The organism is Chryseobacterium metallicongregator, from assembly GCF_031324065.1.
GTDB lineage: Bacteria > Bacteroidota > Bacteroidia > Flavobacteriales > Weeksellaceae > Chryseobacterium > Chryseobacterium metallicongregator.
This window is the reverse complement of sequence record NZ_JAVIXS010000014.1, coordinates 107,471-130,006: the sequence shown is the minus strand read 5'-3', so window position 1 is coordinate 130,006 and position 22,536 is coordinate 107,471. Positions and strand designations below refer to the sequence as shown.

The following is a 22,536-nucleotide window of genomic DNA, read 5'->3' as shown; positions in this document are numbered from 1 at the left end:
ATTTTTAATTTTAGTTTTTTAGAATCTGAATTGAAGGTTAACAAAATAAGATCTGCCCTGATTATACCAATACTTTGGTGCGAAAACCATGTTTCCGCTGTCATAATCATTCGCATAATCAATATAGTTAACGTTTCTGGTCTGCTCAAATCCTCCTGTAATATAGTTTCTGTTATTAAGGATGTTATTGACAGATCCGGATACCAATACATAATATTTACCAATCATCCAGGACTTCCCTGCATTGATATTGAAGAAGAATGCTGAAGGAAGCTTTGTAGGCGTAAGAACTCTTGCAAGTTCTTCATCAGTTACCTGGTCATAAGGTACTCCTGGTGTACCAGGATTGGTATAGAACCTGTCTGTTCTGGTTACCGGAGACGGATCTAAGAATGAATGTCCAAAATAGTTCCAGGTTGCTCCTACCCACCAGTAGTTTTTAGGGCTGCTATAACGAAGGCCTAATGTATATGCCTCCTGAGGAGTACCACCCTGTCTGTAATTTTTAAGAGTAGCCTCACCCATGTTGGTATAAGATCTTGATACGATATTTCCGTTTCCGTCAAGCTCTCTGAAAGTTCCAACGGCATCAGATGCAAAATAAACAGTAGGATTATTAGTATAAGTATATTGTCCTAAGCTTAGTAACCCACTGGCAGTTAAGCTAGGCGTTACTTTCACCTGTGCACCAAGCTCAATTCCCATATTTCTCTTATTCGCTCCTGCCAATACCTGTGTAATGAAAGCTCCATCCTGAACCGGAGCCTGATCACCGCTCTCAGTAAGGTTGGTCAGTTTAACACCCTGTGCGAAATATCTTTGTACACTTGTTTCATTTTGAGTATTAACAAGATAACCTGTCAATCTAAGTTTAACAATCGGAGTAGAGATTACATAGCTCAGGTCATTAGCATCAACAACAACATTCTTGATCCCAGGAGTTGTAACACCACTTACTCTTGTATTAAAGTAAATATCATTTAAGAAAGGAGATTGTGAAAAGTAAGCTCCATTATAAACAAGGAAGTTTCTACCATTGATTTTATAGGTAACCTGACCTTTAACTCCTGCATTCCAGAAGTTTTGGTCTGATCCTTTTCCATAAGAAGACTCATACAGATAGTGTTGGAACAATCCTTCTCTGCTGTTCGTAGTATAACCAAACAATCCGGAAATAAAAACATCAAATTTACCTGTGGAGAATTTGAAAGCTGGGTTTATTTTGAATTCCTGTCTTCTGAAGATATAGCTGTACCCGATTTTATCACCTTCTCTTTTGGCAACATCAGTGTCACTTTCTCTTGTATTAAATTTACCCCAAACACTTCCTGCTGTGGTATTGGATGCAAAAGGATCCATATTCAGGGCAAAATCAGCACCTAAAAGATCGTTTACTTCTCTGTACTGTTCAGATCTGTAGTTCTGATAAGATAAGTTTAAGATAAAACGGGAAGTATCAGTGAAGTTATAAGTATAGTGAGTAGATACATTCCATACTTTATCATCTTTTACATCATCTACAAGATAATAAGCTGCTCTTCTTCCGCCAAGTAAAGCATTGTACTCTACGTTTCTGTTGGCATTATAAAGGTTATCCCAGTTGATCTGTGTGTGTGACTGGTCATCATTCGTCCACCAGTCTCTTGTAATTCCGATGTTGGCAGCCTGCTCCGGAGACGGATCTTTATAATTTAACCAATAACTTGGTAGATTACGGTAATAAGTTGGAGACGGGTTATTCGCTCTGTACCAATCCAATCTTGAACTGTACTCTTTCCCAAACTGGTAAGAAACAGACGTCCATAGCTGAGAGTTTTTATTGATTTTCCAGAAATCCTGCAATTGAATCATCGGCTGGAAACCTCTTTTCACTCTTTCATTTCTTTTATCACCGTTTTGCCATCCCCAATAAGAGTTGTAATGAACACCTCTGAAGTCATAAACTTCCTGAGTACTTGGACTTGAAGAGCTTCTTGCATATTTAGAACCTATGGCATTCAAAGTCATAGTATGGCTGTCACTGAATTTCTTCTCAACACCTATATATCCGCTGTATGCATCATAAGCGGTACCATCCTGAATCCCTTCCTGTGCCCATCTCCTTGCGATCATTCCTGTAAATGCCCATCCGTTCTTATTCATTCCGGATGAAAATCTGTAGGATAATCTGTTAGTATAGTTTCTGTTTGTCAGAGAGTACGTCAGCTGACTTCCTTTTCTGTACTCGCTGGCTTTTGTATTTTTATAAAAAACTCCGGTGGTTCCTCCGAAAGCATATTCTGAAGGGGCATGGTTAGCTGCAATTTCCGAGTAACGGGTAATTTCGTTCAATCCTCCCCAGGTACTGAAGTCTACATCTCCATTATCTGCAGCGGCCATAGAAACCCCGTTGATCATATTCTCACCTGTTCTGCTATCAATTCCTCTTGGACGGAACCAATAGGGTCCTAAATCAAAACTTGCAATTCTGCTGAAAACATCCTGAGAAGACTGTAATAATCCCACCGTTGCTGTTTGCTGTGCACCACCGCCATCACTTTCTCCAGAATCTTCTATGATAGCTAACCCTTGATCTGCACCATTTAATGCAGAATAAAGAGTAATTACTCCAAGATCTTTTCTTTTCTCATCACTGGTTACATCAAATTCAAAAATTTTAGTTTCAAAATTGGGTTTTGTAACCATAATCTGATAATGTCCAGGCATCAAATCTTTAAATTGGAAATATCCGATTTTGTCTGCCTTTGCATCATTTCCTGCTCCTTTTAAATCTACACTTGCCTGCTCCACAGGTTTACCGTCCGCATCCTTAAGATACGCAAACACAGTTGTCTGCGCATAATAATATGAAGCAGGCAGCAAAGTAAATAAAGAGATCAATGATAATTTTTTAATCATGAGTATATTTATTTTTTAATACTTTTATTGTTAATTTTCAACAGTTTAAAAGTTGGGGGCACAAATTTAATCAAATTTTGCAATTCAGAACTTTTTTAACGTTATTTTTCCTTAACATTGCAATCTTTTAAGAATCATTATAAAAGAGAGGCTCGAATTACTGCTTTTAAATTTACAAATATTTAAAACGCAGCGAGTTAAAAAAAAGTAAATTTGTAATTAATAGTATAATAAAACTCCAAAGAGATGAAGAGATTTTCGAGTCTGTTTGCCCTGTTTATTTCGATCGTGGCATTCTCCCAACAACAAGGAAAACTGAGAAAAGTAGCTACCGTAGGTTTTTTAAATGTAGAAAACCTTTGGGATACTATTCGCTCAGCAGATTATATAGACGGCACCAAGGACATTAAAAACCCTGCTTTCCACAGAAGTATTCCTATGGATTCTATCCAGTTTCTGGAAGCAGAAAAATACGACGGACCTTGGAGTGACGGTGCTTTGAAAGGGAAAAAAGCAGTAAGAATACAAAGTGGTTCTGAAGAATTCACTCCTAAAAGTGCTAAAAACTACGGAACTAAAATTTATAGGGCAAAACTGGCTAACGAAGCTAAGGTGATTTCTGAAATGGGAGCACAATATACCAAAACAGCTCCGGCAGTGGTAGGTTTAATTGAGGTTGAAAACAGACAGGTCATTCAGGATCTTGTGAACGAACCTGCTTTAAAGAAATATGACTACGGAATTATTCATTACAACTCTTACGACTACAGAGGAATTGATGTGGCATTGATTTATCAGAAAAGAAGGTTTACCCCAACCAATTCATTAAAAAAAGAACTGGTAATTTACGGTGACAACGGAAAAAGAGAATACACAAGAGACATCCTTGTAGTAACAGGATTTTTAGATAATGAAAAAGTAGCGTTTTTTATGAACCACTGGCCTTCAAGAAGGGGTGGTGAAGCAATTTCTCTACCTAAAAGAAATGCTGCTGCTGCCTTATTAAAACAACAGATGGACAGCATAAGAGCTGCAGATCCTACTACTAAACTTTTTGCTATGGGTGACTTTAACGACGATCCTGTAAGCCCAAGTTTAAAAAACCACCTGAAAGCTCAGGCAAACCCTAAAGATTTAAGTGAAGAAAACCCTTATCTTAACCTCATGTATCCTTTATATAAGAAAGGGGTTGCCTCTTTGGCTTATCAGGATGCTCCCAACCTGTTTGACCAGATTATCGTTTCTAAAAACGTAATTTCAGATCAGGTAACTAAAGAATATTCTGTGTACAAAGCAGAAATTTTCGCTCCAGCTTATCTTGTCAATAAAGAAGGAAATTACAAAGGATATCCTTTCAGATCCTGGAATGGAGACCAATTTACTGGAGGCTACAGTGACCACTTTCCGGCATTTGTAGTTCTTCAGAAAGAACCATAAAAAAGTTAGGCACTCTTATTGGAGTGCTTTTTTATATAAATACCTATATCATGAAAAATATTATTTTATTAGTAATGATTGCATTGGTCCCTTTCAGTTGTTTTTCTCAGGAAACACCAAAGAAAGATAAAGAGCAACATGAAATGAAGCCTTCTAAAAATGAAGATGGAGAATGGGAACTTACCGTTATTGATACCCAGTTCGACTATTTTCTGAGCGCTGTCGCCAAACCTATCAGCCAGTATACAGAATCTTATCTGAAGACAAAAAATACATTTTTGGTCAATGAGTGGAACAGCTATTATCATTCCGGGAGATACAGAAATATGATAGAATCCGGGATAGATTATGATCCTCAGGAAAAGTACGGGATCAAGTTTGAATATAAATTATACCAGGTTTTCGCTTATGTAAACTGGAAATACAAGCTAAGATTGAATGGATTATCCGGAAGCGATGCGGCAAGGTAGATGTTAAACAATCTTCAATAAAAAAGGTTCAGAGTAATTCTGAACCTTTTCATTTTTATAATAGCTGAAAATTATTTATTGAATAATTCTTCTACTTTATCCCAGTTTACTACATCGAAGAATGCAGAAACATAGTCAGGTCTTCTGTTTTGGTAGTTTAAATAATAAGCGTGCTCCCAAACATCTAATCCTAAAACAGGTGTTCCTTTAACGTCTGCTACAGGCATTAATGGGTTATCCTGATTAGGTGTAGAAGAAACAGATACAGAGCCGTCAGCATTTTTTACTAACCAAGCCCATCCTGAACCGAATCTTGTTTTAGCAGCATCAGAAAAATCAGTTTTGAATTTATCAAGACCTCCGTAATTTTCGATAGCAGCCTTTACATTTCCTACAGGCTCTTTGCTTCCTCCAGGAGTTAAAATTTCCCAGAATAGAGAGTGGTTGAAGTGACCTCCTCCATTATTTCTTACTGCTGGCTTGTCTGTTCCTGTCTGGCAGATTTCTTCAATAGTTTTTCCTGCTAGTTCAGTTCCTTCAATTGCTTTATTTAAATTGTCAATATATGCCTGGTGGTGTTTTGTATGGTGGATTTCCATAGTTCTTGCATCGATCGTTGGCTCTAATGCATCGTATGCATATCCTAGTTTTGGTAATTCAAATGACATAATCTTTATTTTTAATGTTATATTTCAAAATTAGCCAATATTTAAGGGATTATCAAGGATTGTGGATTACTTTAATAAATCTTTAACATTGATATATTGATTTAGAATGAATTAAGTTTTAATTTTTTTATCATATTAATAAAAAGCACGAACCCAATGATCCGTGCTTTCTATTTAACAATATTAAATTAAATTTATTTATTCATAGACATCAGGAATTCCTCATTATTCAGAGTCCCTTTGATGTTTTTATTAACAAATTCCATAGCTTCTACAGGATTCATTTCAGAAAGATATTTTCTGAAGATCCACATTCTCTGAGAAGTTACTTCATCCAGAAGCAGGTCATCTCTACGGGTACTGGAAGAAATAAGGTCAATAGCAGGATAAATTCTTCTGTTGGCAATTTTTCTGTCCAGTTGAAGTTCCATGTTACCTGTACCTTTGAATTCTTCAAAGATAACTTCATCCATTTTAGACCCTGTATCAATTAATGCTGTAGCAATGATTGTCAGAGATCCTCCTCCTTCAATTTTTCTTGCCGCTCCGAAGAATCTTTTTGGCTTGTGAAGAGCATTGGCATCTACCCCACCGGAAAGTACTTTACCAGATGCAGGTGTTACGGTGTTGTAAGCTCTTGCTAATCTTGTAATAGAATCCAGTAAGATCACTACATCATGTCCGCATTCTACCATTCTTTGTGCTTTTGCAAGAACAAGGTTGGCTACTTTCACATGTTTTTCTGCTGCTTCATCAAATGTAGAGGCAATTACTTCTGCATTTACGCTTCTTTCCATATCAGTAACCTCTTCCGGACGTTCATCAATCAAAAGAACCATCATGTATACTTCCGGGTGGTTGGCTGCAATAGAATTAGCAATATCTTTCAACAACATCGTCTTACCTGTTTTAGGCTGTGCAACGATCATTGCTCTCTGACCTTTTCCGATAGGTGCAAATAAATCTACAATTCTGGTAGAAATGGTAGAATTGCTTCCTGCCAAATTGAATTTTTCTTCCGGGAAAAGCGGAGTAAGATATTCAAAAGCAACACGGTCTTTGATGAATGCAAGATCACGTCCGTTTACTTCGGTTGGTTTTAGCAATGAAAAGTATTTTTCTCCTTCTTTCGGAAGCCTTACAATTCCTTTCACCGTGTCTCCGGTTTTCAATCCATAATTCCTGATCTGTGCTGTAGATACATACACATCATCCGGAGAAGAGATATAGCTGAAATCTGAGGAACGTAAAAATCCGTAGTTATCCGGTAAGATTTCCAAAACACCTTCAATACTTACCAATCCATCGAAATTGAATTCTTTTTTATGGTCGTTCTGCTCCTCTGCCTTTTCAGAATGTCTGTTTTGATTCTGATTTTGGTTTTGGTGCTGATGCTGATGTTGTTGGTTTTGGTTTTTATGTTGGTTTCCACTGTTCTGTGGATGGTTGTGTCCTTTTTGGGGTCTGTTAGCCTGTGGTTGTTGAGGATTGTTAGGCTTTTCTTCAGCCTGAACAGGCTCTTGAGGTTCTGTGTTTTTTGGAGTTTCTGTTCTTTCCTGAGATACTTCTGCATTCCCTGCATTGGTAGAAACTCTTTTTCTTTTCTTTTTTGCCTGAGCAGTTGCTGCTGATTCTTCTGTTACTGTTGCTACAGCGGTATCAGCTTTTGGTTCTTCCGGTTTTATTTCTTCAGAAGCAGCGACCTTTTCTTCTACTATTTCCTCTGTTTTAGTTTCTACCGGAGCTTTTGCTGGTGCTTTTGGCTTGGCTGCTGTTTTTTTCGGGGCAGCTTTTTTTGCCGGGGCTTTGGCAGGTTTTTCTGCTGGAGCCTCTTCAGTATTTACACTGGCGGTTTCTGTGGCGTTGAAATAATCTTTTGCAACTTTAGGGTTAGAAGCCTGAAAGTCAAGAATAGCAAAGATCTTGTCATTTTCATTGCTGGTTCTTGCAACTTTAACGCCCAAATCTTTTAAGATTTTAGTCAGTTCCGTTACGGATTTTGACCTTAACGTTTCTATGTTAAACATATTTAATGTAAAAATGTAATTAATTGTGAGTAAGAAAAGTAAGTCCGGTGACTTTTGTTTTCAAGTACATTGTATAATGCAAATCTACACTTATTTTTGAATTGTGCAAAATTTATATTATTTTTGCCAAGAATTTAATATTCAATGCTACAGAGAATACAAACAATATGGACTTTATTAGCAGTTTTAGCTGCTGTTTTCCTTTTCATAACAGGACAGGATGTTGTCATTTCTGACAGTATTCCTTTACTTAATATAAGCTGTATAGTACTTGTTATTATCGGAGCATTAAGTATTTTTAGTTTCAAAAACAGAAAAAGACAAATTTTGCTGAATACCATCAGCATCATTATAAACGTTTTGTTGATTGGTGTATTGGCGTACTGGTTACTAAACTTATCCGGAGGAATTCAGATTCCTGAGAAGGGTATTGAGCCGATTTTCCCATTGATTGCGGTAATCTGTCTGCTTATAGCAAACATTTACATCCGTAAAGATGAGAGGCTCGTAAAATCTGTAGACAGACTTCGATAGCCTTACAACGATTTTTTGAGTGAGAACAGCTTCTTTTTAGGAGCTGTTTTTTTTATTTGTCAGCCATTCTTAATTTAAAATATGTAAATTCATTGCAACTTTTTGATTAAAAGCACGACAGATCATATAATTTTAACAAAAGACAATGAAAAAGCTAACGTATCTTACTTTATCACTATTCTCCATATTTACTTTTGGACAGGAAGTTTCCAAGGAAAGAGTAAAAACAGTTCTTTCCACTCTCGCTTCAGATGAAATGAAAGGCCGTGAAATCGGAACTCAGGAAAATGAAAATGCTGCCAACTATATTGCAAAGCTTTTCAAAGAAAATAACCTGGAATACTGTACCGGAAAATCTTATCTGGTTCCTTTTGATTATAATGGAAAAACGGTATATAATGTCTGTGGAATCAAAAAGGGAAAAACGGATCAATATCTTGGATTCTCAGGGCATTTTGACCATATCGGAACCAGTGATAAAAGCGGAGACAATATTTATAACGGAGCAGATGATGATGCCAGCGGAATTACTACTCTGGTAGGTATTGCCGATTATTTCAAAAACAAAAAACCGGAATTCTCTATGGTGTTCATGGCATTCAATGGGGAAGAAAAAGGCATGCTCGGCTCAAGAGCGATTTCAACGGATAAAAATCTGGATCCTGTTTATAATAAGATGACCGCTCTTTTCAATTTCGAAATGGTGGCTACAGAATCTCAATGGGGAAAAAACGCATTATATATGACGGGAGACGGATTCTCGGATCTTGATGAGCTTTTCAATCAAAATGCAGTAAACGGATTAAAAATCAATCCCGATCCATATGCAAAACAGCAGCTATTCTACCGTTCAGACAATGTAAGCTTTGTCAAAAAGAAAATCATTGCCCATTCATTTTCTACTGTTGATATGACCAAAGCGTCTCATTATCACCATGAAAATGATGACATCAACGTTGTAGATTTTGATAATATGACGCAGATCATCAATAATTTGGGAAAAACACTGGACAAACTGAGTCCTAAAAATTTTGCTCCTAAATACAATGATCAGGTGAAATTTTAAGTGAAATAATGTAAAAACTGCTGTTTCAGCAGTTTTTTTTTATTAAATAACAATATCTTATGATCTCCTGTTCTTAAGCCCTATTCAGGTTTATTTATTCAAAAAAATAATGCTTAATAACGCTGAGTTGTAACAAAAAGACACTTTTTGAAACTTATCCAGTAAAGTAAAACAGGATTAAGAACGTCTTATCTTTTAATTTTACGTAATTTTGCTATCCAATTTTTTCATTGAATGAACCAATATATTAAAATACTAAAGTTCGCAAGACCTCACCAAAAATACATCTACGGAAGTTTGTTTTTCAATCTTATGTATTCTGTATTCCAGATTGCTTCCTTAGGGACAATTCTACCTGTTTTGGGAATGCTTTTCGGAACCATTGAGGCTAAAAAATACAGCCATCCACCTGTGTATTCGGGAGAAATTTTAGATTTTTTCTCCTATGCAAAAGAATATGCCAATTATTATGTTCAGAGTTTAGTAACCCAATATGGAGCACTTAACGTTTTGGCGTGGCTTTGTGTGATCACAGCTTTTATGTTTTTGCTGAGAAACCTTTTCAGATATTTAGGTTCATTTTTACTGATCAATTACCGTGTAGGGGTTACCAAAGACCTTCGTGGAGCGATGTACAGAAAGATTCTTGCTTTACCTGTTTCCTTTTTTACAGAAAGCAGAAAGGGAGATCTGATGTCCCGTATGTCCAATGATGTGGGTGAAGTTGAAGGTAATATTTTAGGAAGTTTAGTTGAATTAATCAACGCCCCTTTCATGCTGATCAGTACATTGGTGACACTTTTCTTTTTAAGTACAGAGATGACTCTTTTTTCTCTTTTAGTATTGCCTGTAATGGGAACAATGATTGCTTTAATAGGAAAAAGTCTGAAAAAAGATTCTCACCAGGCTCAAAATGAGATGGGAAATATTTTCTCGATTGTAGATGAAACACTAAAATCTACAAAAGTGATTAAGATTTTCAGCGCAGAAAAAATAATGGACAACCGTTTTATGCAGTCTATGCAGAAATGGATCAACAGTTCAATAAATTTAGGAAGAAAAAAGGAACTGGCTTCTCCTATGAGCGAATTTTTAGGATCAGTTACGTTCTTGATTATCGCATGGTACGGTGGAAAGCAAATCATTGTAGAACAAAGTATTTCACCTGCAGATTTCTTAGTTTTTCTGGGTATTTTCTTCCAGATTTTACCTCCTGTGAAAAGTTTATCTCAATCTATTTCGAATGTTCAGAAGGGTGAAGCTTCTCTTGAAAGAGTTTTAGCTATTCTGGATGCGGATGTGAAAATTGACGAAGTACCCAATCCTGTTTCTATATCAACATTAAATCATTCTATCGAATTTAATAATATTGGTTTTTACTATGATAAAGACCATACGATTCTTAAAAACTTCTCACTTTCTATTCCAAAAGGGAAAACGGTTGCTCTTGTTGGGCAAAGTGGAAGTGGTAAAACAACTATTGCCAATCTTTTAGCAAGATTTTATGATGTGTCGGAAGGAGAAATTCTGATTGACGGAACAGACATCAAACATTTAAAGCTACAGGAATACCGTAAGCTATTGGGAATGGTAACCCAGGAATCTGTATTATTCAATGATTCCGTTTACAATAATATTCTGATGGGTAAACCTGATGCCACCAGAGAAGAAGTCATTGCAGCCGCTAAAATTGCCAATGCAGATGCATTTATCACCACACTCCCTGAAGGATATGATTCCAATATCGGAGATGACGGAGGTAAACTTTCCGGAGGTCAGAAGCAAAGGGTCTCTATTGCCAGAGCGGTATTGAAAAACCCACCTATCATGATTCTGGATGAAGCCACCTCTGCACTGGATACGGAATCCGAAAGATTTGTACAGGATGCACTGGAGAAAATGATGGAAAACAGAACTTCTTTAGTCATTGCCCACCGTCTTTCAACCATTCAGAAAGCAGACTGGATTGTAGTGATGGAAAAAGGTGATATCGTGGAACAGGGAACTCATCATGATCTGATCGCAAAAAGAGGAATGTATCACAAACTTGTCGAACTTCAAAACTTCGACTAATCTTTTAATTGAATTAAAATGAACCCTATACAAGAGTATTTCTACAGAATCGAAGAGCCTGAAAGAAGTACTCTTTTATTTTTGCGTGATACGATCTTAGCTTCAGATCCGGAAAACATTACAGAAACATTTAGTTTCGGGCTTCCTTTTATCAAATACAAAAAGAAAATGCTGTGCTATTTCTATTACAGCAAAAAATATAAAAAACATTACCTGAGTTTTTATCATGGTGACAGACTTGATTATCCCGAACTGATCCAGGATGGCAGAAAGAAGTTTAAAATCCTTCTTATTGATATGGAAGAGGATATTCCTGTAGAATTTATAGTAAGTCTGACAGAAGAGATTAAAAAGTATATAAAATAAAAAAACTCCGTCACGAATAATCGTGCCGGAGTCATCTTTAAAAAACTTTATCATTTTGTGTTTATTCCGTTGAACTCTGCCTTTTTAATTGCCCAGGCAAGAGCATTCGCATAGAATATTGAGTTATATACATTCATTTCGTAGGCAGCTGCTCCATTTCCATAATTGGGTTTAGCAATTGGCTTATAGTTCGTATCTGCATAGAATGGACATATCGTATCAGAAGTGTTGGGAGAAGTAACTGTTCCACATTGAGAGTTAAATCCGCCATCACCTACCCAGATGAAGTTCAGTGTATTATGCTTAAACGCAGTTACACGCCCAACGGTTCCCGATGGTGAGGCTGTAGAAATATTTGTATCTCCTGAATAGACTGTTATTTCACTTGAAGGCAAACCGGTTGCATACGTTGTAGAAGAAGCATCTTCACCCCATTGCAATCCTCTGATATCACCGAAAGGACCGTTCAATATTTCATCATTAGTCATTGGCAGCTTATAAATAGCTCCCGCACTGTTTACACTTCCGGTATTTACTGATCCGTCAAAAACATTTCTGAAAAGATTCTGCATTCCGGCATTACTTTCAGAATAGGCAACGATTACACCACCTTTTGCCAGATAATTTTTTAAAACCTGTGCTTCTGCAGCATTCATTCCCCACGCATATCCTATGACAATGATATCTACAGGATTAGATCCGGTGGTCCAGGTTGTCAGCTGGGTAGCATTCGGACTATCCGTACCATCTATGATCTGATCCCATCCTTCGTACTTTACGATACTGTTGGCCAGTGTTCCAAAATTAGCGGCCGCTTTAGTTACCATTCCTGATGGAGAAGTTCCTGAAATATTATATCCACAACCGTTTGGCGCCGTTCCGATTGTTAAAAGTTTTTTCTTTGGAACTACCACAATCACATTGACAGAACATGTTGTAGATACACCTCCCTGGCTGTCTGAAGTAATTGTTATTGTTTTTACTGTCGTAGAAGAAGGTGTTCCCACTCCTCCTAATGTTATATTCTGATTTCCTGTAGCCGTAAAGGTTCCTGATCCGCTGAAAGAAATTCCGTCAACCGTGTTGGTTGTAATAGTGTAACTTCCCAATGTTGAAACATTCACTGGTAAAGTAATGGTATTGGAAGCGGTAAGAGCCGTTCCTACTTTATAAATACCGTTTACGGTGGCACTACCACAGCTCATTGTATACGTTCCTGCAGGGCTTAACACAGCAATAGAAATGGCAGGAGTACAGGCAACCGCTGTTCCGTTGGCTTCTAGCGACACGTTATCTGTCTGAATATTCTGAGGAGTTCCTTGCCCCGGAATCTGTATGGTTTGTGCTCCAGCATTTAGAAATACTCCTGTTCCATAGAAATTATATCCGTTTGTGGTAGTTCCGGAAATGGTATAATTACCTGGCTTTGTCACATTCACGGCAATGCTCAGATAATTTGAGTTGGTAAGCTCTTTTCCTTTTACATAGCTACCCATGGCTTTGGACGTGGAGCAATCTATGGTAAAAACAGCTTTCCCCATCTGTCCGCAGACACTTTTCCATTCGTTATCTGCAAGACTCCAGTAATTGAAACAGTCTTCTGTGGTGTTGTAAATCGTCAAACCATCATCATTGGATTGATTGATTACAATTGCGTTTCGCTGGGCTTCAGTTAAACGAGGAATAAGGACTCCTTTGTTATTATTTCCTGAAACAACATCCAAAACGGAATTAGAGTTCGGGGTTGTAGTATTAATCCCTACTGCACCATTATTGGTTTGAGAGAAAGATTTTCCAAAAACAAAGAGCATTGCGATGAACAAGACTTTGATTGAAGGCATTGTAAATTTTGTTTCCATCATTGTATTAAGTTATAATTGTTTTATAATTAAATTTTAATCTGAACATTTAACTTCCACAAAATTATCAACCACAGACGATTACAAATTAATTCCCTCTACGCAATACTACTCACGCGTAGTAAAACTCACAAAACGCCAATAACTTATCATCACATCCAACACAAATAAAAAAGTTGAGTTATTGAACAAAACTCAACCATAAATTCAAAATCAAAATCAAAACAGCATAAAATCAATTATTTCTTATGTAATAGAAAAAAATAAAACAATTGGATTAAACAGGATACAACACTTTTATGATTTAAAAATTGTTTTCCATTTGGCAATTGTATTTCGGCTTATCTTAAAATGATGACTCACCTGAAGATTAGTCAGTCCATTTCTTTTTTGGTAACTGAGAATTTTCAAAATAGATTCTTCGTCATAAGAACGGAGTCTCTGATTATCACATCCAACGGTATATTGGGCGTCTCCAAAAATCAATTGATTAAATTTCAGAATATCAAAAGCCGAATGCAATGTTTCCAGCTTAAGCCTTATGGCCGCATCCAATAATTTCTCAGGAAACTTTTCTTCAAGAATATCGGTATAAATCTGCTTGTAATCAGGAATCATATTATATTTTTTTCATCCATTTATATAAAGTGGTCTTGGGTATTCTATACCTTTTAACAGCATCATTAGCTGTCATTTTACCAGTTTTTATTTTATCAAGAATAAAATCTTTAACCTCTTGTGTGTAGATGCTCTTTCTGAAAACCAGAGTGTCATTCTTTTGAGTGAACTCATTATCAATTCTTGCCTGAGGGGCATACAAAATCAGATGACCTGTATAGAACCTAAAAAAATCGAATTTTAAAAGCTTACACCATTTTAATAGAACATCAGTATCCATACTTTTGACATGAAACATCATCTCTACTTCATCTTCCGTCCTGTTTAAAAATCGGGAAATTCTTTCTATTGAAATCTGATATTCTTCTACTTTAGATCTGATCAGGTTTCCAATATGAATGTCTTTAATATTCATTACAATATTTTTTAAGTAAAAATATCGACAAGAAACTCAAAAAATACCATCAGAAGCTACTCAACACTACGTATGAGTAACAAAAATCAGAATTTTGTTTAAATTTTTATAAGAAAGCTATTGATATTAATCTCTGAGGAAATATTTAATTTTTTCCGGATTCTGTACTTTTTACTTTCCACAGCCCGAATACTGTTATTGGTACACTGCGCTATTCTTTTTGTATCGAAATCCAACTTCATCAATGCGCAGAAGTAGAGCTCAGAATGGATCAGATTAGGATTTATTTTTAAAATATCAGGAATAAAATGAGGGAAAAACACCTGAAATTTTTCAAAAAACATCGGCGAATTACTTTCCGCCAAATTTAAAATTTCCTGAATGTTTTCTTCCGAAAGATGATTGATCAGCATCTGGTGTTTCATCAATTCCGCATTTGTTTTTACCAGATCTTTGATGGTAGAATCTTTTTCTTTTTTATCGGAAATCAAACCATGAATCAATGCGTCTTTCTGGGTAATAAAAACAATATCCATCAGGAAAGAGGCAACTGAAAACAAAATATTAAGCAATTTTATTGTTTTAAAATCCTCTTTTTCTATAAATCTGCTTTTAGGAAGAAAATCAAAATCAAAGTAAAGGCAGGCAATAAAATTAATGCTGATCATAAAGGCAATAAAAAAGATAGCAAAAGAATCTTTTTTATAGTTCAGAAAAAATGGAACTGCAAACAAGAGACAAAAGTAGAAATACTCTACTCCCGCATTTTTGTAAGTATAAATATGAAAAAAGCTTACAATAAAAGTCAACAAGGCAAGTATAAAGATAACAGCTCCTTTCAACACCTTCCTGAACCGTTTCATTTTCCCTTTGATAGCCATTAAAAACAACCAGAAAAAGGTAATAACGGTAAGAAATATGGAAATCAGCATATCCCCGAAAAAAGTAATTATGAAAATGGAATAAAACAGGAATATGAAAAACAATAAAAGTAAGTACCGGTTAATAAGATGAAGATAACTACTTTCAAAATCATCATCCATATTCTCCGCTTCGTCGTTGATCACCTTAAAGAAAAACTTATAAATCATCTTGTTGTTGTTTTTATGCTTTCACAAGCTTAAGTTGGCATTCGTACTCCTGAAAGCATAAATTTCCCAATATTAACAGCCTTTCTTGCAAAAGAAAAAATCTACAAAACGAAATGTATAGTCTTTTTCAGCATTAAAAAGGATATGATTAAGGTGTTTTCTAGCTACAATTTATTAAAATTTTCAAATGAAATACCATTTTTGACAATAAATTAATAAGCATTTACCTCAGATCACTTAAAAGCATGAGCTTGTGTTTTTAAGCATGCAAAATTATTGATCTCCACGTAAAAGCATTCATCTTCCGATACGCAATATTACTCATGCGTAATTTAAACTTAAAACACTCAAATGAGGATAATGTTTACTAAATAAAAAAGAGAGCCTTTATAGCTCTCTTTTGATTTATATACGATAAGAATATTAATTTTCTTTCAGTTTGGCGATAACATCCTCACCTCCTTTTGTAATATCTCCGATTTTACAGATAATCTCAGTATCCAAAGGAAGGAATACATCCATTCTGGAACCGAATTTAATAAATCCGAACTCATGTCCGGCCTTTGCTTTATCTCCTTCATTACAGTAGAAAACGATTCTTCTTGCAACATATCCAGCAATCTGTCTGAAGACTACTTTATGATTAGTCATCGTCTGAACAGCTACCGTAGTTCTTTCGTTCTCTGTAGAAGACTTTTCATGCCATGCTACCAGATATTTTCCCGGGTGATATTTTTCGTAAATCACTTCTCCCGAAACCGGATATCTGCAAATGTGAACATTGAGTGGAGACATGAAAATAGAAACCTGGATGGCTTTTCCTTTAATAAATTCATCTTCATCCACTTCTTTGATCATTACCACTTTTCCGTCTACCGGAGCTATTACGTTTTCTTTGTGATCAAGAATATTACGATCCGGAACTCTGAAGAACCAGAATACTAAACCGTAAATAACCAACAAAGGCATAATGATCACCAGTGACCATATTTCAAGGAAATAAATTGCTAAAGCACCCAGAATAATAAAAAGCAGGGTCGCAACGGTAATCGTTCCTTTTGATTCTCTATGTAATTTCATGAGACTAAATAAATTTTTCTATAATAAAGTACAAATATACGACAGGAACGCAGATAATAAAACTATCCAGTCTGTCTAAAACTCCCCCATGCCCAGGAATAATGTTTCCACTGTCCTTTACACCGAAGTTTCTTTTCAGTTGACTCTCCACCAAATCTCCTAAAGGAGCAAAGGCAGCAATCAAAAATCCTACTACCATCCAGTTCCCTCTCAGCTCAGGCTGATAATGTTCAATAAAGTAGGATAAAACCAATGTTAAAATAACCCCTCCGGCATAACCTTCCCATGTTTTTTTAGGGGATATTTTAGGAGCCATTTTATGTTTACCGAAGAATTTTCCAACCAGATAGGCAAAGGTATCGCTACTCCAGATCAGGATAAACAGAAACAGAACTTCCAAAGAGAAACTATCACTATAGCTTGAGAACTTTGGCAGCCCCAATGCAAAACTAAATGGCAGTGCTACGTAGATTACGGTAAAAATAAGTTTCCCACTGTCGAAGTATAATTCGTTGGGATATTTGAATAAAGTAACCACAGCAATCCCAATAAGTGCCAGTGCCAGTATTTCACTAAGCCTGAAATCAAAAAAGAAATCGTGATTAAAATATCTTTTGGAAAACATGTAGAAAATAAAAATGACCAATGGATATACGACCCATTTTTCATAGCCGTTTCCAAACTTCATGATTTTGACACATTCCCATGTTCCTACAATCAGCAGCAGGCTCATTAATCCATGATAAAGATACTGTTGCTTGACAAGACCAGGTGCAATATTGTTCAGCAGCTGTGCTCCCAGCGGAGTAGAACAAAGAATAATGATAGCTACATAAACGATACCTGATACGGTTCTTTGAATGAGATTTTTATCCAAAATTTAAAATTTAGAAGTGGTTGCTTAATCTTCAAGCAGCAATAAAAACAGTTTTGTATTGGAATTGGAAGAACTGTCCATTTTCGATTGGCTTCCGCTTATGGAAGTAAGGTTCTTAATATTTCCGTTCCTTTTTATTTTCCCCATAGCATCATTCAGGTTGTTTACAATCTGAGAAACATTGGCAATGATAATAATTCTATCGGGAAGCCTTGAAGAATGATAATGAAGAATATTATTATGTGAAAGCATGATTCTGCCATCATAGGCGATCAGGTATTCACAGGTGATGAATGCGGCGTCATTAGACGGTTGCAGTTCTGAAGTATAGGTAGACTTCACAACGTTCAAAAAGTTCTGAAGTTCTTTATCCCAACAAAAAAGATTGTGGATACCTTCAATTTTGATAATTTGATTTAAAGTTTGTAGAGCTTCCGCTTCATCTGCACAATAATTAAAAAATCCCCCCGAATGCGTAAATAATTGCGCAAACTTATAGTCAAGATCCGCATTTTTCAGCGAATCCCCAAGCTTCTCCAGGCTCTGTTTGTCCTCTTCTTCAGGCTGGTTGGTAAGTTTGCTTACAATCCTCTTGAATAAATTCAACTTAATCTATTTTTAGTCAACTTTATACAAAAATAGAAAATAAATTACAATAGTGTCCAAAATATCTCTTCAAATATGAAAAAACCTGACAATTTTGCAGTTGTCAGGTTTTTGTTAATTCTATTTTTTAGAGTCTTAAAGCTGTGTTGGGCTTTCTGGAGCCTGAATTTCGCTTTCTTCTTCTTTTTCTTTGATCTGAGGTGTTTCCTGTGCTATTGGCTGATCTTTTTCAGGAATAGTATTGGTAACAGGTTTCTCTGTCAATTCTGGATCCCATGCTCTTTTTCCGAATATTTCTTCTAAGTCTTCACGGAAGATCACTTCTTTTTCCAACAATTTACTTGCCAGAGCATCAAGCTTATCCTTATTCTCATCCAGAATTCTTATCGCTCTCTCATATTGATTTTCGATGATTGATTTGATCTCTGCATCAATTTTTGTAGCGGTTTCTTCAGAATAGGGTTTTCCGAAATTGTACTCAGACTGACCTGAACTGTCATAGTAAGAAATGTTACCGATATTCGGGCTTAATCCATAGATTGTTACCATTGCCTGAGCTCTCTTCGTTACTGTTTCCAGGTCAGAAAGTGCTCCTGTGGAAATATTGTTGAATATTACCTGCTCTGCCGCTCTACCTCCTAATGTTGCACACATTTCGTCCAACATTTGTTCAGTAGTGGTAAGCTGTCTTTCTTCCGGAAGGTACCATGCTGCTCCCAGTGAACGTCCTCTAGGAACGATCGTCACTTTTAAAAGCGGAGATGCGTGTTCTACCAACCATGAGATCGTAGCGTGCCCTGCTTCGTGATAAGCCACTCTTCTTTTTTCAGAAGGCTTAATTGCTTTATTCTTCTTTTCAAGACCGCCAATGATTCTGTCTACAGCATCAAGGAAATCTTGTTTTGTTACTGAAGTATGGTTATTTCTTGCTGCGATAAGCGCTGCTTCGTTACAAACGTTTGCAATATCTGCTCCACTGAATCCAGGAGTCTGTTTGGCAAGAAACTCTCTGTCTACATTATCATCAAGTTTGATTTTTTTCAGGTGAACATCAAAGATCTGTCTTCTTTCGTGAAGTTCCGGAAGGTCTACATAGATAGAACGGTCAAAACGTCCTGCTCTCATCAAAGCTTTATCAAGGATATCCGCTCTGTTGGTTGCCGCCATTACGATAACGTTGGTATCTGTTCCGAAGCCATCCATTTCAGTAAGAAGCTGGTTCAATGTATTTTCTCTTTCGTCGTTTCCGCCGGAGAAATTATTTTTTCCTCTGGCACGTCCGATAGCATCAATCTCATCAATGAAGATAATGGCCGGAGATTTGGCTTTAGCCTGAGCAAAAAGGTCTCTTACTCTTGACGCTCCTACCCCAACAAACATTTCAACGAAATCAGAACCTGAAAGTGAGAAGAACGGAACTTTAGCTTCGCCTGCAACAGCTTTTGCCAATAAGGTTTTACCTGTCCCCGGAGGCCCTACTAAAAGAACTCCTTTCGGAATTTTACCTCCCAGTTTTGTATATTTTTCAGAGTTTTTCAAGAAATCTACTACTTCCTGAACTTCTTCTTTAGCACCTTCCAATCCTGCAACATCTTTAAATGTTACCTGAATTCTTTCTTTTTCGTCGAAAAGCTTCGCTTTAGATTTTCCGATAGAGAAAATTTGTCCACCAGGACCTCCTCCACCGCCCATCTTTCTGAAAAGAAGGAAGTAGAATAATCCAAGAATAGAAATCCAAACCAATGCAGGAACTAAGATGTCCATTAATGCACTCTTACCTGTTCCGTAATCTTTAGTTGTTTTGATAACCGGATTGCTGGCCTTAACCTGTTCAAATTTCTGAAGGAAAAGTTGAAGATCTCCGTATTTCACAGAAAAATCTGCTTTAGGAGCCATTTCGAAGGCAGAAAGAGGGTTGTTTTCTTTTCCGGCTTTGGAAACCATTGCCGATTTTGCTTCTTTTGTTAGGAAAACATCAGCTTTCTCTATGTCTTTGTATATAATTATATTCTGGACTTTGCCCGCCTGCATTTCTCTAAAGAAACCATCTTCATCAATAGATTTTGCTGCATCACCTCCAAGGAAATTGGAGCCAAAGAATAGCAAAAGAGCTACGATTGCAATAGGAAAGAACCAGTTGAATCCTTTATTATTCATTTAGACTTTTTAAAATTTTTATTATTCATTTTCAATTTTGGTAATGACTGCGTCACCCCAAAGTTCTTCTATGTCGTAGTACTCACGTACCTGTTTTTGGAATATATGAACCACCACTGAAACGTAATCCACCAATACCCACATCGCATTTTCAGTACCTTCTACGTGCCAAGGTCTGTCTTGTAGTTCGTTTCTTACTTTTTTCTCTACACTTCCTGCCAATGCAGCTACCTGTGTATTTGAGTTTCCACTACATATCACGAACGTTTCTGCTACGGAGTTTTCGATGTTTGAAAGATCGAAGATCATAATGTCTTCCCCTTTTACATCCTGGATAGCTTCAACGATTTTATCTATTAACGCTTGTTTTTCTGCTGTTTTATTCATTAAAAAAATACTATAATCTGCAAATTTATTGTTTTTTCTTTACTTTAACCTTACTTTTACCCTCTTAATCTCTTAAAGTTTTCTTAAATGAGCCAACTCTTCTACCTGAAAGAATGTTCTTCTACTAATGACGAAATATCAAAGTTTTTACTTTACGGAGATTCAAATTTTATAGGGCTTCATACTTTTAATCAAACTAAAGGCCGTGGTCAGTATGGAAATATCTGGACTCAGACTGCCGGAAAAAATCTGGCTTATACGCTGGCAGTGAATACTCAGAACATCCTGTGCTCCGACTTTATGTTCAATTATTATACCGCAATGCTGATCCGGGATTTCCTTGCCAAATTGTCTGACTCTGAGGTAAAAATCAAATGGCCGAATGATATTATCCTTAAAGGTAAAAAAATCGTTGGAATTTTAATAGAAAAGAAAAAAATTAATCAAAATAATTATTTCATTATCGGAGCCGGGATCAACATCCTTCAGGAAAATTTTGATAAAATTTCCAATGCAGGATCACTTCTCACGCAGACAGGGATCCGGTTTGACCTAGAAGAGCTTGCATTCAACCTTCATGAATATTTGTCTGAAAAGCTTAAAAATATACCTTCAGATCAGGAAATTCTGGATGGATTTAATAAAAACCTTTTCAGAAAGGATCAGATCTCCGTTTTTGAAATTGAAAAAGAGCGACAAAATGGCATCATCCGACATGCAGACGAAAAGGGTGAACTCTGGATCGAACTGGAAGACGGAATGCATTCCTTTTATCACAAAGAAGTAAAACTCCTTTATTGATTGGCTCTCTTGATATAAAGATAAAGGGTAAGTGGTAAAAACACCATATTAGGCAGCCACATGGCTACAGCCGGAGACAAACTTTTATTTTCTGAGACCACTTTTAAAGCCTCGAATGAAAACACGAAAATAAAGGCCAATGAGATCCCTATTGCAAGGTTAACTCCTAATCCTCCCCTTTTCTTTTGTGACGACAGGGAAAGTGCCAGGAATGTCAGAATAATAATTGAAACAGGCATTGAAGTTCTTTGGTGAAGTTCATTCAGATAAGAGTTCAGGTTGCTGTTTCCTCTTTCTTTTTCTCTTTCAATAAATTTCAAAAGTTCTGGTGTGGTTTTATTTTGCCCCAAAAGCTCGTTAGGGAAAAGTTCTTCCGGCGAATGACCGTAATTTTTCCTTAATTCTATTCCGTTTCCGAGCTTTTCGGTATTGTCTTTATTGATAGTTTTTTCCAGATAATTATTTAAAACAAACTGTTTTTTTGCTTTATCCCAATATACTTCACTTGCTTTCAGCTCATAGGTCATTTTTCTGTCTTTATCATATTTCTGATAGACAAAACTAGACCCTCTTTTTTCTCTTTTATTCCATGAATCAACGAAAATATATTCCGTTTTACTTAGCTGTGAAGAAGCAGGTGCTGTTCCTAAAATCTTTTCTTTATTGGCGGCATTATAAGTATATGCTTCCAGTTCATTTTTCTTGATATTGGCCCACGGCAGCACCATATGATATACCACAAGAGCAATCAATCCGATAAAAATAGAGGTTACCAGATAAGGCTTGGAAAACCTGTGAAAGCTGGCTCCACTACTAATAATAGCAACAATTTCAGTATTATTTGCCATTCTGGAGGTAAAATAGATCACCGAAATAAATACCAGAATGGAAAGGAAAGTCACCACAAGATTGATGATCCAGAAAGGATAAAAATGGATAAGAAAATAGGTCAGATCCAGTTTGGGGTCAATGGCCTTGGCATTTTCTATCCTTGGAATCTTCTGCTGAACATCGATTACCAATACGACTATAGACAATAATACCAACATGAAACTGAAAGTCCCAAGGTATTTTTTAATGATATATCTGTCTACAATTTTAAGCAT

Annotated in this window: 20 protein-coding genes; 7 read left to right on the top strand and 13 right to left on the bottom strand. The window is 36.4% G+C overall.

Annotation, left to right across the window (positions count from 1 at the left end):
* Window positions 1-18: 18 nt before the first annotated feature.
* The gene (locus tag REB14_RS14080) at window positions 19-2,898 is read right to left on the bottom strand and encodes a carboxypeptidase regulatory-like domain-containing protein (RefSeq protein ID WP_309522470.1); all 2,880 of its coding nucleotides are present in this window, start codon (window positions 2,896-2,898) and stop codon (window positions 19-21) included.
* Window positions 2,899-3,144: 246 nt separating this feature from the next.
* Here REB14_RS14080 and REB14_RS14075 point away from each other — a divergent pair, with 246 nt between their 5' ends.
* The gene (locus REB14_RS14075) at window positions 3,145-4,335 is read left to right on the top strand and encodes an endonuclease/exonuclease/phosphatase family protein (RefSeq protein WP_309522469.1); all 1,191 of its coding nucleotides are present in this window, start codon (window positions 3,145-3,147) and stop codon (window positions 4,333-4,335) included.
* Between the two features lie 50 nt (window positions 4,336-4,385).
* A complete protein-coding gene (locus tag REB14_RS14070; RefSeq protein WP_309522468.1) occupies window positions 4,386-4,805 on the top strand; it encodes a DUF6146 family protein in 420 nt (139 codons plus the stop codon).
* Between the two features lie 71 nt (window positions 4,806-4,876).
* Here the strand turns inward: REB14_RS14070 and REB14_RS14065 are convergent, their stop codons facing one another.
* Together REB14_RS14065 and rho are read right to left on the bottom strand one after the other, a co-directional pair.
* The gene (locus REB14_RS14065) at window positions 4,877-5,473 is read right to left on the bottom strand and encodes a superoxide dismutase (protein WP_034691558.1); all 597 of its coding nucleotides are present in this window, start codon (window positions 5,471-5,473) and stop codon (window positions 4,877-4,879) included.
* Window positions 5,474-5,667: 194 nt separating this feature from the next.
* Entirely contained in the window at window positions 5,668-7,500 is a 1,833-nt protein-coding gene (rho, locus tag REB14_RS14060; RefSeq protein ID WP_079240105.1) for a transcription termination factor Rho, read from the bottom strand.
* 144 nt (window positions 7,501-7,644) lie between these two features.
* Here rho and REB14_RS14055 point away from each other — a divergent pair, with 144 nt between their 5' ends.
* The 4 genes from REB14_RS14055 (at window position 7,645) to REB14_RS14040 (ending at window position 11,539) form a co-directional block, all read left to right on the top strand.
* Window positions 7,645-8,034 carry a DUF4293 family protein gene (locus REB14_RS14055; RefSeq protein ID WP_034691563.1) on the top strand — a complete coding sequence of 130 codons (390 nt, stop codon included), beginning with the start codon at window positions 7,645-7,647 and terminating at the stop codon, window positions 8,032-8,034.
* 145 nt (window positions 8,035-8,179) lie between these two features.
* Entirely contained in the window at window positions 8,180-9,100 is a 921-nt protein-coding gene (locus tag REB14_RS14050; RefSeq protein ID WP_309522467.1) for a M28 family peptidase, read from the top strand.
* Window positions 9,101-9,334: 234 nt separating this feature from the next.
* On the top strand, window positions 9,335-11,173 hold the full coding sequence (locus REB14_RS14045) for an ABC transporter ATP-binding protein (protein ID WP_079240103.1): 1,839 nt from the start codon (window positions 9,335-9,337) through the stop codon (window positions 11,171-11,173).
* 18 nt (window positions 11,174-11,191) lie between these two features.
* Window positions 11,192-11,539, top strand: a complete 348-nt coding sequence (locus REB14_RS14040) for a DUF1801 domain-containing protein (RefSeq protein ID WP_079240102.1) — start codon at window positions 11,192-11,194, stop codon at window positions 11,537-11,539.
* 50 nt (window positions 11,540-11,589) lie between these two features.
* Here the strand turns inward: REB14_RS14040 and REB14_RS14035 are convergent, their stop codons facing one another.
* The 9 genes from REB14_RS14035 to rsfS all read right to left on the bottom strand — a co-directional run bounded on the left by REB14_RS14035 (window position 11,590) and on the right by rsfS (window position 20,629).
* Window positions 11,590-13,401 carry an autotransporter outer membrane beta-barrel domain-containing protein gene (locus REB14_RS14035; RefSeq protein ID WP_309522466.1) on the bottom strand — a complete coding sequence of 604 codons (1,812 nt, stop codon included), beginning with the start codon at window positions 13,399-13,401 and terminating at the stop codon, window positions 11,590-11,592.
* Between the two features lie 294 nt (window positions 13,402-13,695).
* Window positions 13,696-14,016 (bottom strand): transposase, encoded by a 321-nt coding sequence (locus REB14_RS14030; RefSeq protein ID WP_079240100.1) that lies wholly within the window; start codon window positions 14,014-14,016, stop codon window positions 13,696-13,698.
* Window position 14,017: 1 nt separating this feature from the next.
* Window positions 14,018-14,431, bottom strand: a complete 414-nt coding sequence (locus tag REB14_RS14025; protein WP_079240099.1) for a transposase — start codon at window positions 14,429-14,431, stop codon at window positions 14,018-14,020.
* Window positions 14,432-14,529: 98 nt separating this feature from the next.
* Window positions 14,530-15,522, bottom strand: coding sequence for a helix-turn-helix transcriptional regulator (locus tag REB14_RS14020; RefSeq protein ID WP_079240098.1), 993 nt, complete (start codon window positions 15,520-15,522; stop codon window positions 14,530-14,532).
* 423 nt (window positions 15,523-15,945) lie between these two features.
* Window positions 15,946-16,602 carry a phosphatidylserine decarboxylase family protein gene (locus tag REB14_RS14015; RefSeq protein WP_309522465.1) on the bottom strand — a complete coding sequence of 219 codons (657 nt, stop codon included), beginning with the start codon at window positions 16,600-16,602 and terminating at the stop codon, window positions 15,946-15,948.
* A gap of 4 nt (window positions 16,603-16,606) precedes the next feature.
* A complete protein-coding gene (locus tag REB14_RS14010; RefSeq protein ID WP_079240096.1) occupies window positions 16,607-17,479 on the bottom strand; it encodes a phosphatidate cytidylyltransferase in 873 nt (290 codons plus the stop codon).
* Between the two features lie 24 nt (window positions 17,480-17,503).
* Window positions 17,504-18,085 (bottom strand): LUD domain-containing protein, encoded by a 582-nt coding sequence (locus REB14_RS14005; protein WP_165790439.1) that lies wholly within the window; start codon window positions 18,083-18,085, stop codon window positions 17,504-17,506.
* Between the two features lie 135 nt (window positions 18,086-18,220).
* Window positions 18,221-20,242, bottom strand: a complete 2,022-nt coding sequence (gene ftsH / locus REB14_RS14000) for an ATP-dependent zinc metalloprotease FtsH (protein ID WP_079240094.1) — start codon at window positions 20,240-20,242, stop codon at window positions 18,221-18,223.
* 21 nt (window positions 20,243-20,263) lie between these two features.
* Entirely contained in the window at window positions 20,264-20,629 is a 366-nt protein-coding gene (rsfS, locus tag REB14_RS13995; protein WP_047376360.1) for a ribosome silencing factor, read from the bottom strand.
* Between the two features lie 87 nt (window positions 20,630-20,716).
* Between rsfS and REB14_RS13990 the strand changes: the two genes are divergently transcribed.
* The gene (locus tag REB14_RS13990) at window positions 20,717-21,430 is read left to right on the top strand and encodes a biotin--[acetyl-CoA-carboxylase] ligase (RefSeq protein ID WP_309522464.1); all 714 of its coding nucleotides are present in this window, start codon (window positions 20,717-20,719) and stop codon (window positions 21,428-21,430) included.
* Here REB14_RS13990 and REB14_RS13985 read toward each other — a convergent pair.
* Entirely contained in the window at window positions 21,424-22,536 is a 1,113-nt protein-coding gene (locus REB14_RS13985) for an LptF/LptG family permease (RefSeq protein WP_034691587.1), read from the bottom strand. The two genes, REB14_RS13990 and REB14_RS13985, sit on opposite strands and share 7 nt — an antisense overlap.

Excerpts from the sequence above, each read along its gene's own strand:
- REB14_RS13985 (WP_034691587.1), bottom strand. The coding sequence starts at position 22,536 with ATGCTTAAAATTGTAGACAGATATATCATTAAAAAATACCTTGGGACT.
- REB14_RS14055 (WP_034691563.1), top strand. The coding sequence starts at position 7,645 with ATGCTACAGAGAATACAAACAATATGGACTTTATTAGCAGTTTTAGCT.
- rsfS (WP_047376360.1), bottom strand. The coding sequence starts at position 20,629 with ATGAATAAAACAGCAGAAAAACAAGCGTTAATAGATAAAATCGTTGAA.
- REB14_RS14080 (WP_309522470.1), bottom strand. The coding sequence starts at position 2,898 with ATGATTAAAAAATTATCATTGATCTCTTTATTTACTTTGCTGCCTGCT.
- REB14_RS13990 (WP_309522464.1), top strand. The coding sequence starts at position 20,717 with ATGAGCCAACTCTTCTACCTGAAAGAATGTTCTTCTACTAATGACGAA.
- REB14_RS14075 (WP_309522469.1), top strand. The coding sequence starts at position 3,145 with ATGAAGAGATTTTCGAGTCTGTTTGCCCTGTTTATTTCGATCGTGGCA.
- REB14_RS14070 (WP_309522468.1), top strand. The coding sequence starts at position 4,386 with ATGAAAAATATTATTTTATTAGTAATGATTGCATTGGTCCCTTTCAGT.
- REB14_RS14050 (WP_309522467.1), top strand. The coding sequence starts at position 8,180 with ATGAAAAAGCTAACGTATCTTACTTTATCACTATTCTCCATATTTACT.
- ftsH (WP_079240094.1), bottom strand. The coding sequence starts at position 20,242 with ATGAATAATAAAGGATTCAACTGGTTCTTTCCTATTGCAATCGTAGCT.
- REB14_RS14035 (WP_309522466.1), bottom strand. The coding sequence starts at position 13,401 with ATGATGGAAACAAAATTTACAATGCCTTCAATCAAAGTCTTGTTCATC.
- REB14_RS14015 (WP_309522465.1), bottom strand. The coding sequence starts at position 16,602 with ATGAAATTACATAGAGAATCAAAAGGAACGATTACCGTTGCGACCCTG.
- REB14_RS14030 (WP_079240100.1), bottom strand. The coding sequence starts at position 14,016 with ATGATTCCTGATTACAAGCAGATTTATACCGATATTCTTGAAGAAAAG.
- REB14_RS14020 (WP_079240098.1), bottom strand. The coding sequence starts at position 15,522 with ATGATTTATAAGTTTTTCTTTAAGGTGATCAACGACGAAGCGGAGAAT.
- REB14_RS14065 (WP_034691558.1), bottom strand. The coding sequence starts at position 5,473 with ATGTCATTTGAATTACCAAAACTAGGATATGCATACGATGCATTAGAG.
- REB14_RS14040 (WP_079240102.1), top strand. The coding sequence starts at position 11,192 with ATGAACCCTATACAAGAGTATTTCTACAGAATCGAAGAGCCTGAAAGA.
- REB14_RS14045 (WP_079240103.1), top strand. The coding sequence starts at position 9,335 with ATGAACCAATATATTAAAATACTAAAGTTCGCAAGACCTCACCAAAAA.
- rho (WP_079240105.1), bottom strand. The coding sequence starts at position 7,500 with ATGTTTAACATAGAAACGTTAAGGTCAAAATCCGTAACGGAACTGACT.
- REB14_RS14025 (WP_079240099.1), bottom strand. The coding sequence starts at position 14,431 with ATGAATATTAAAGACATTCATATTGGAAACCTGATCAGATCTAAAGTA.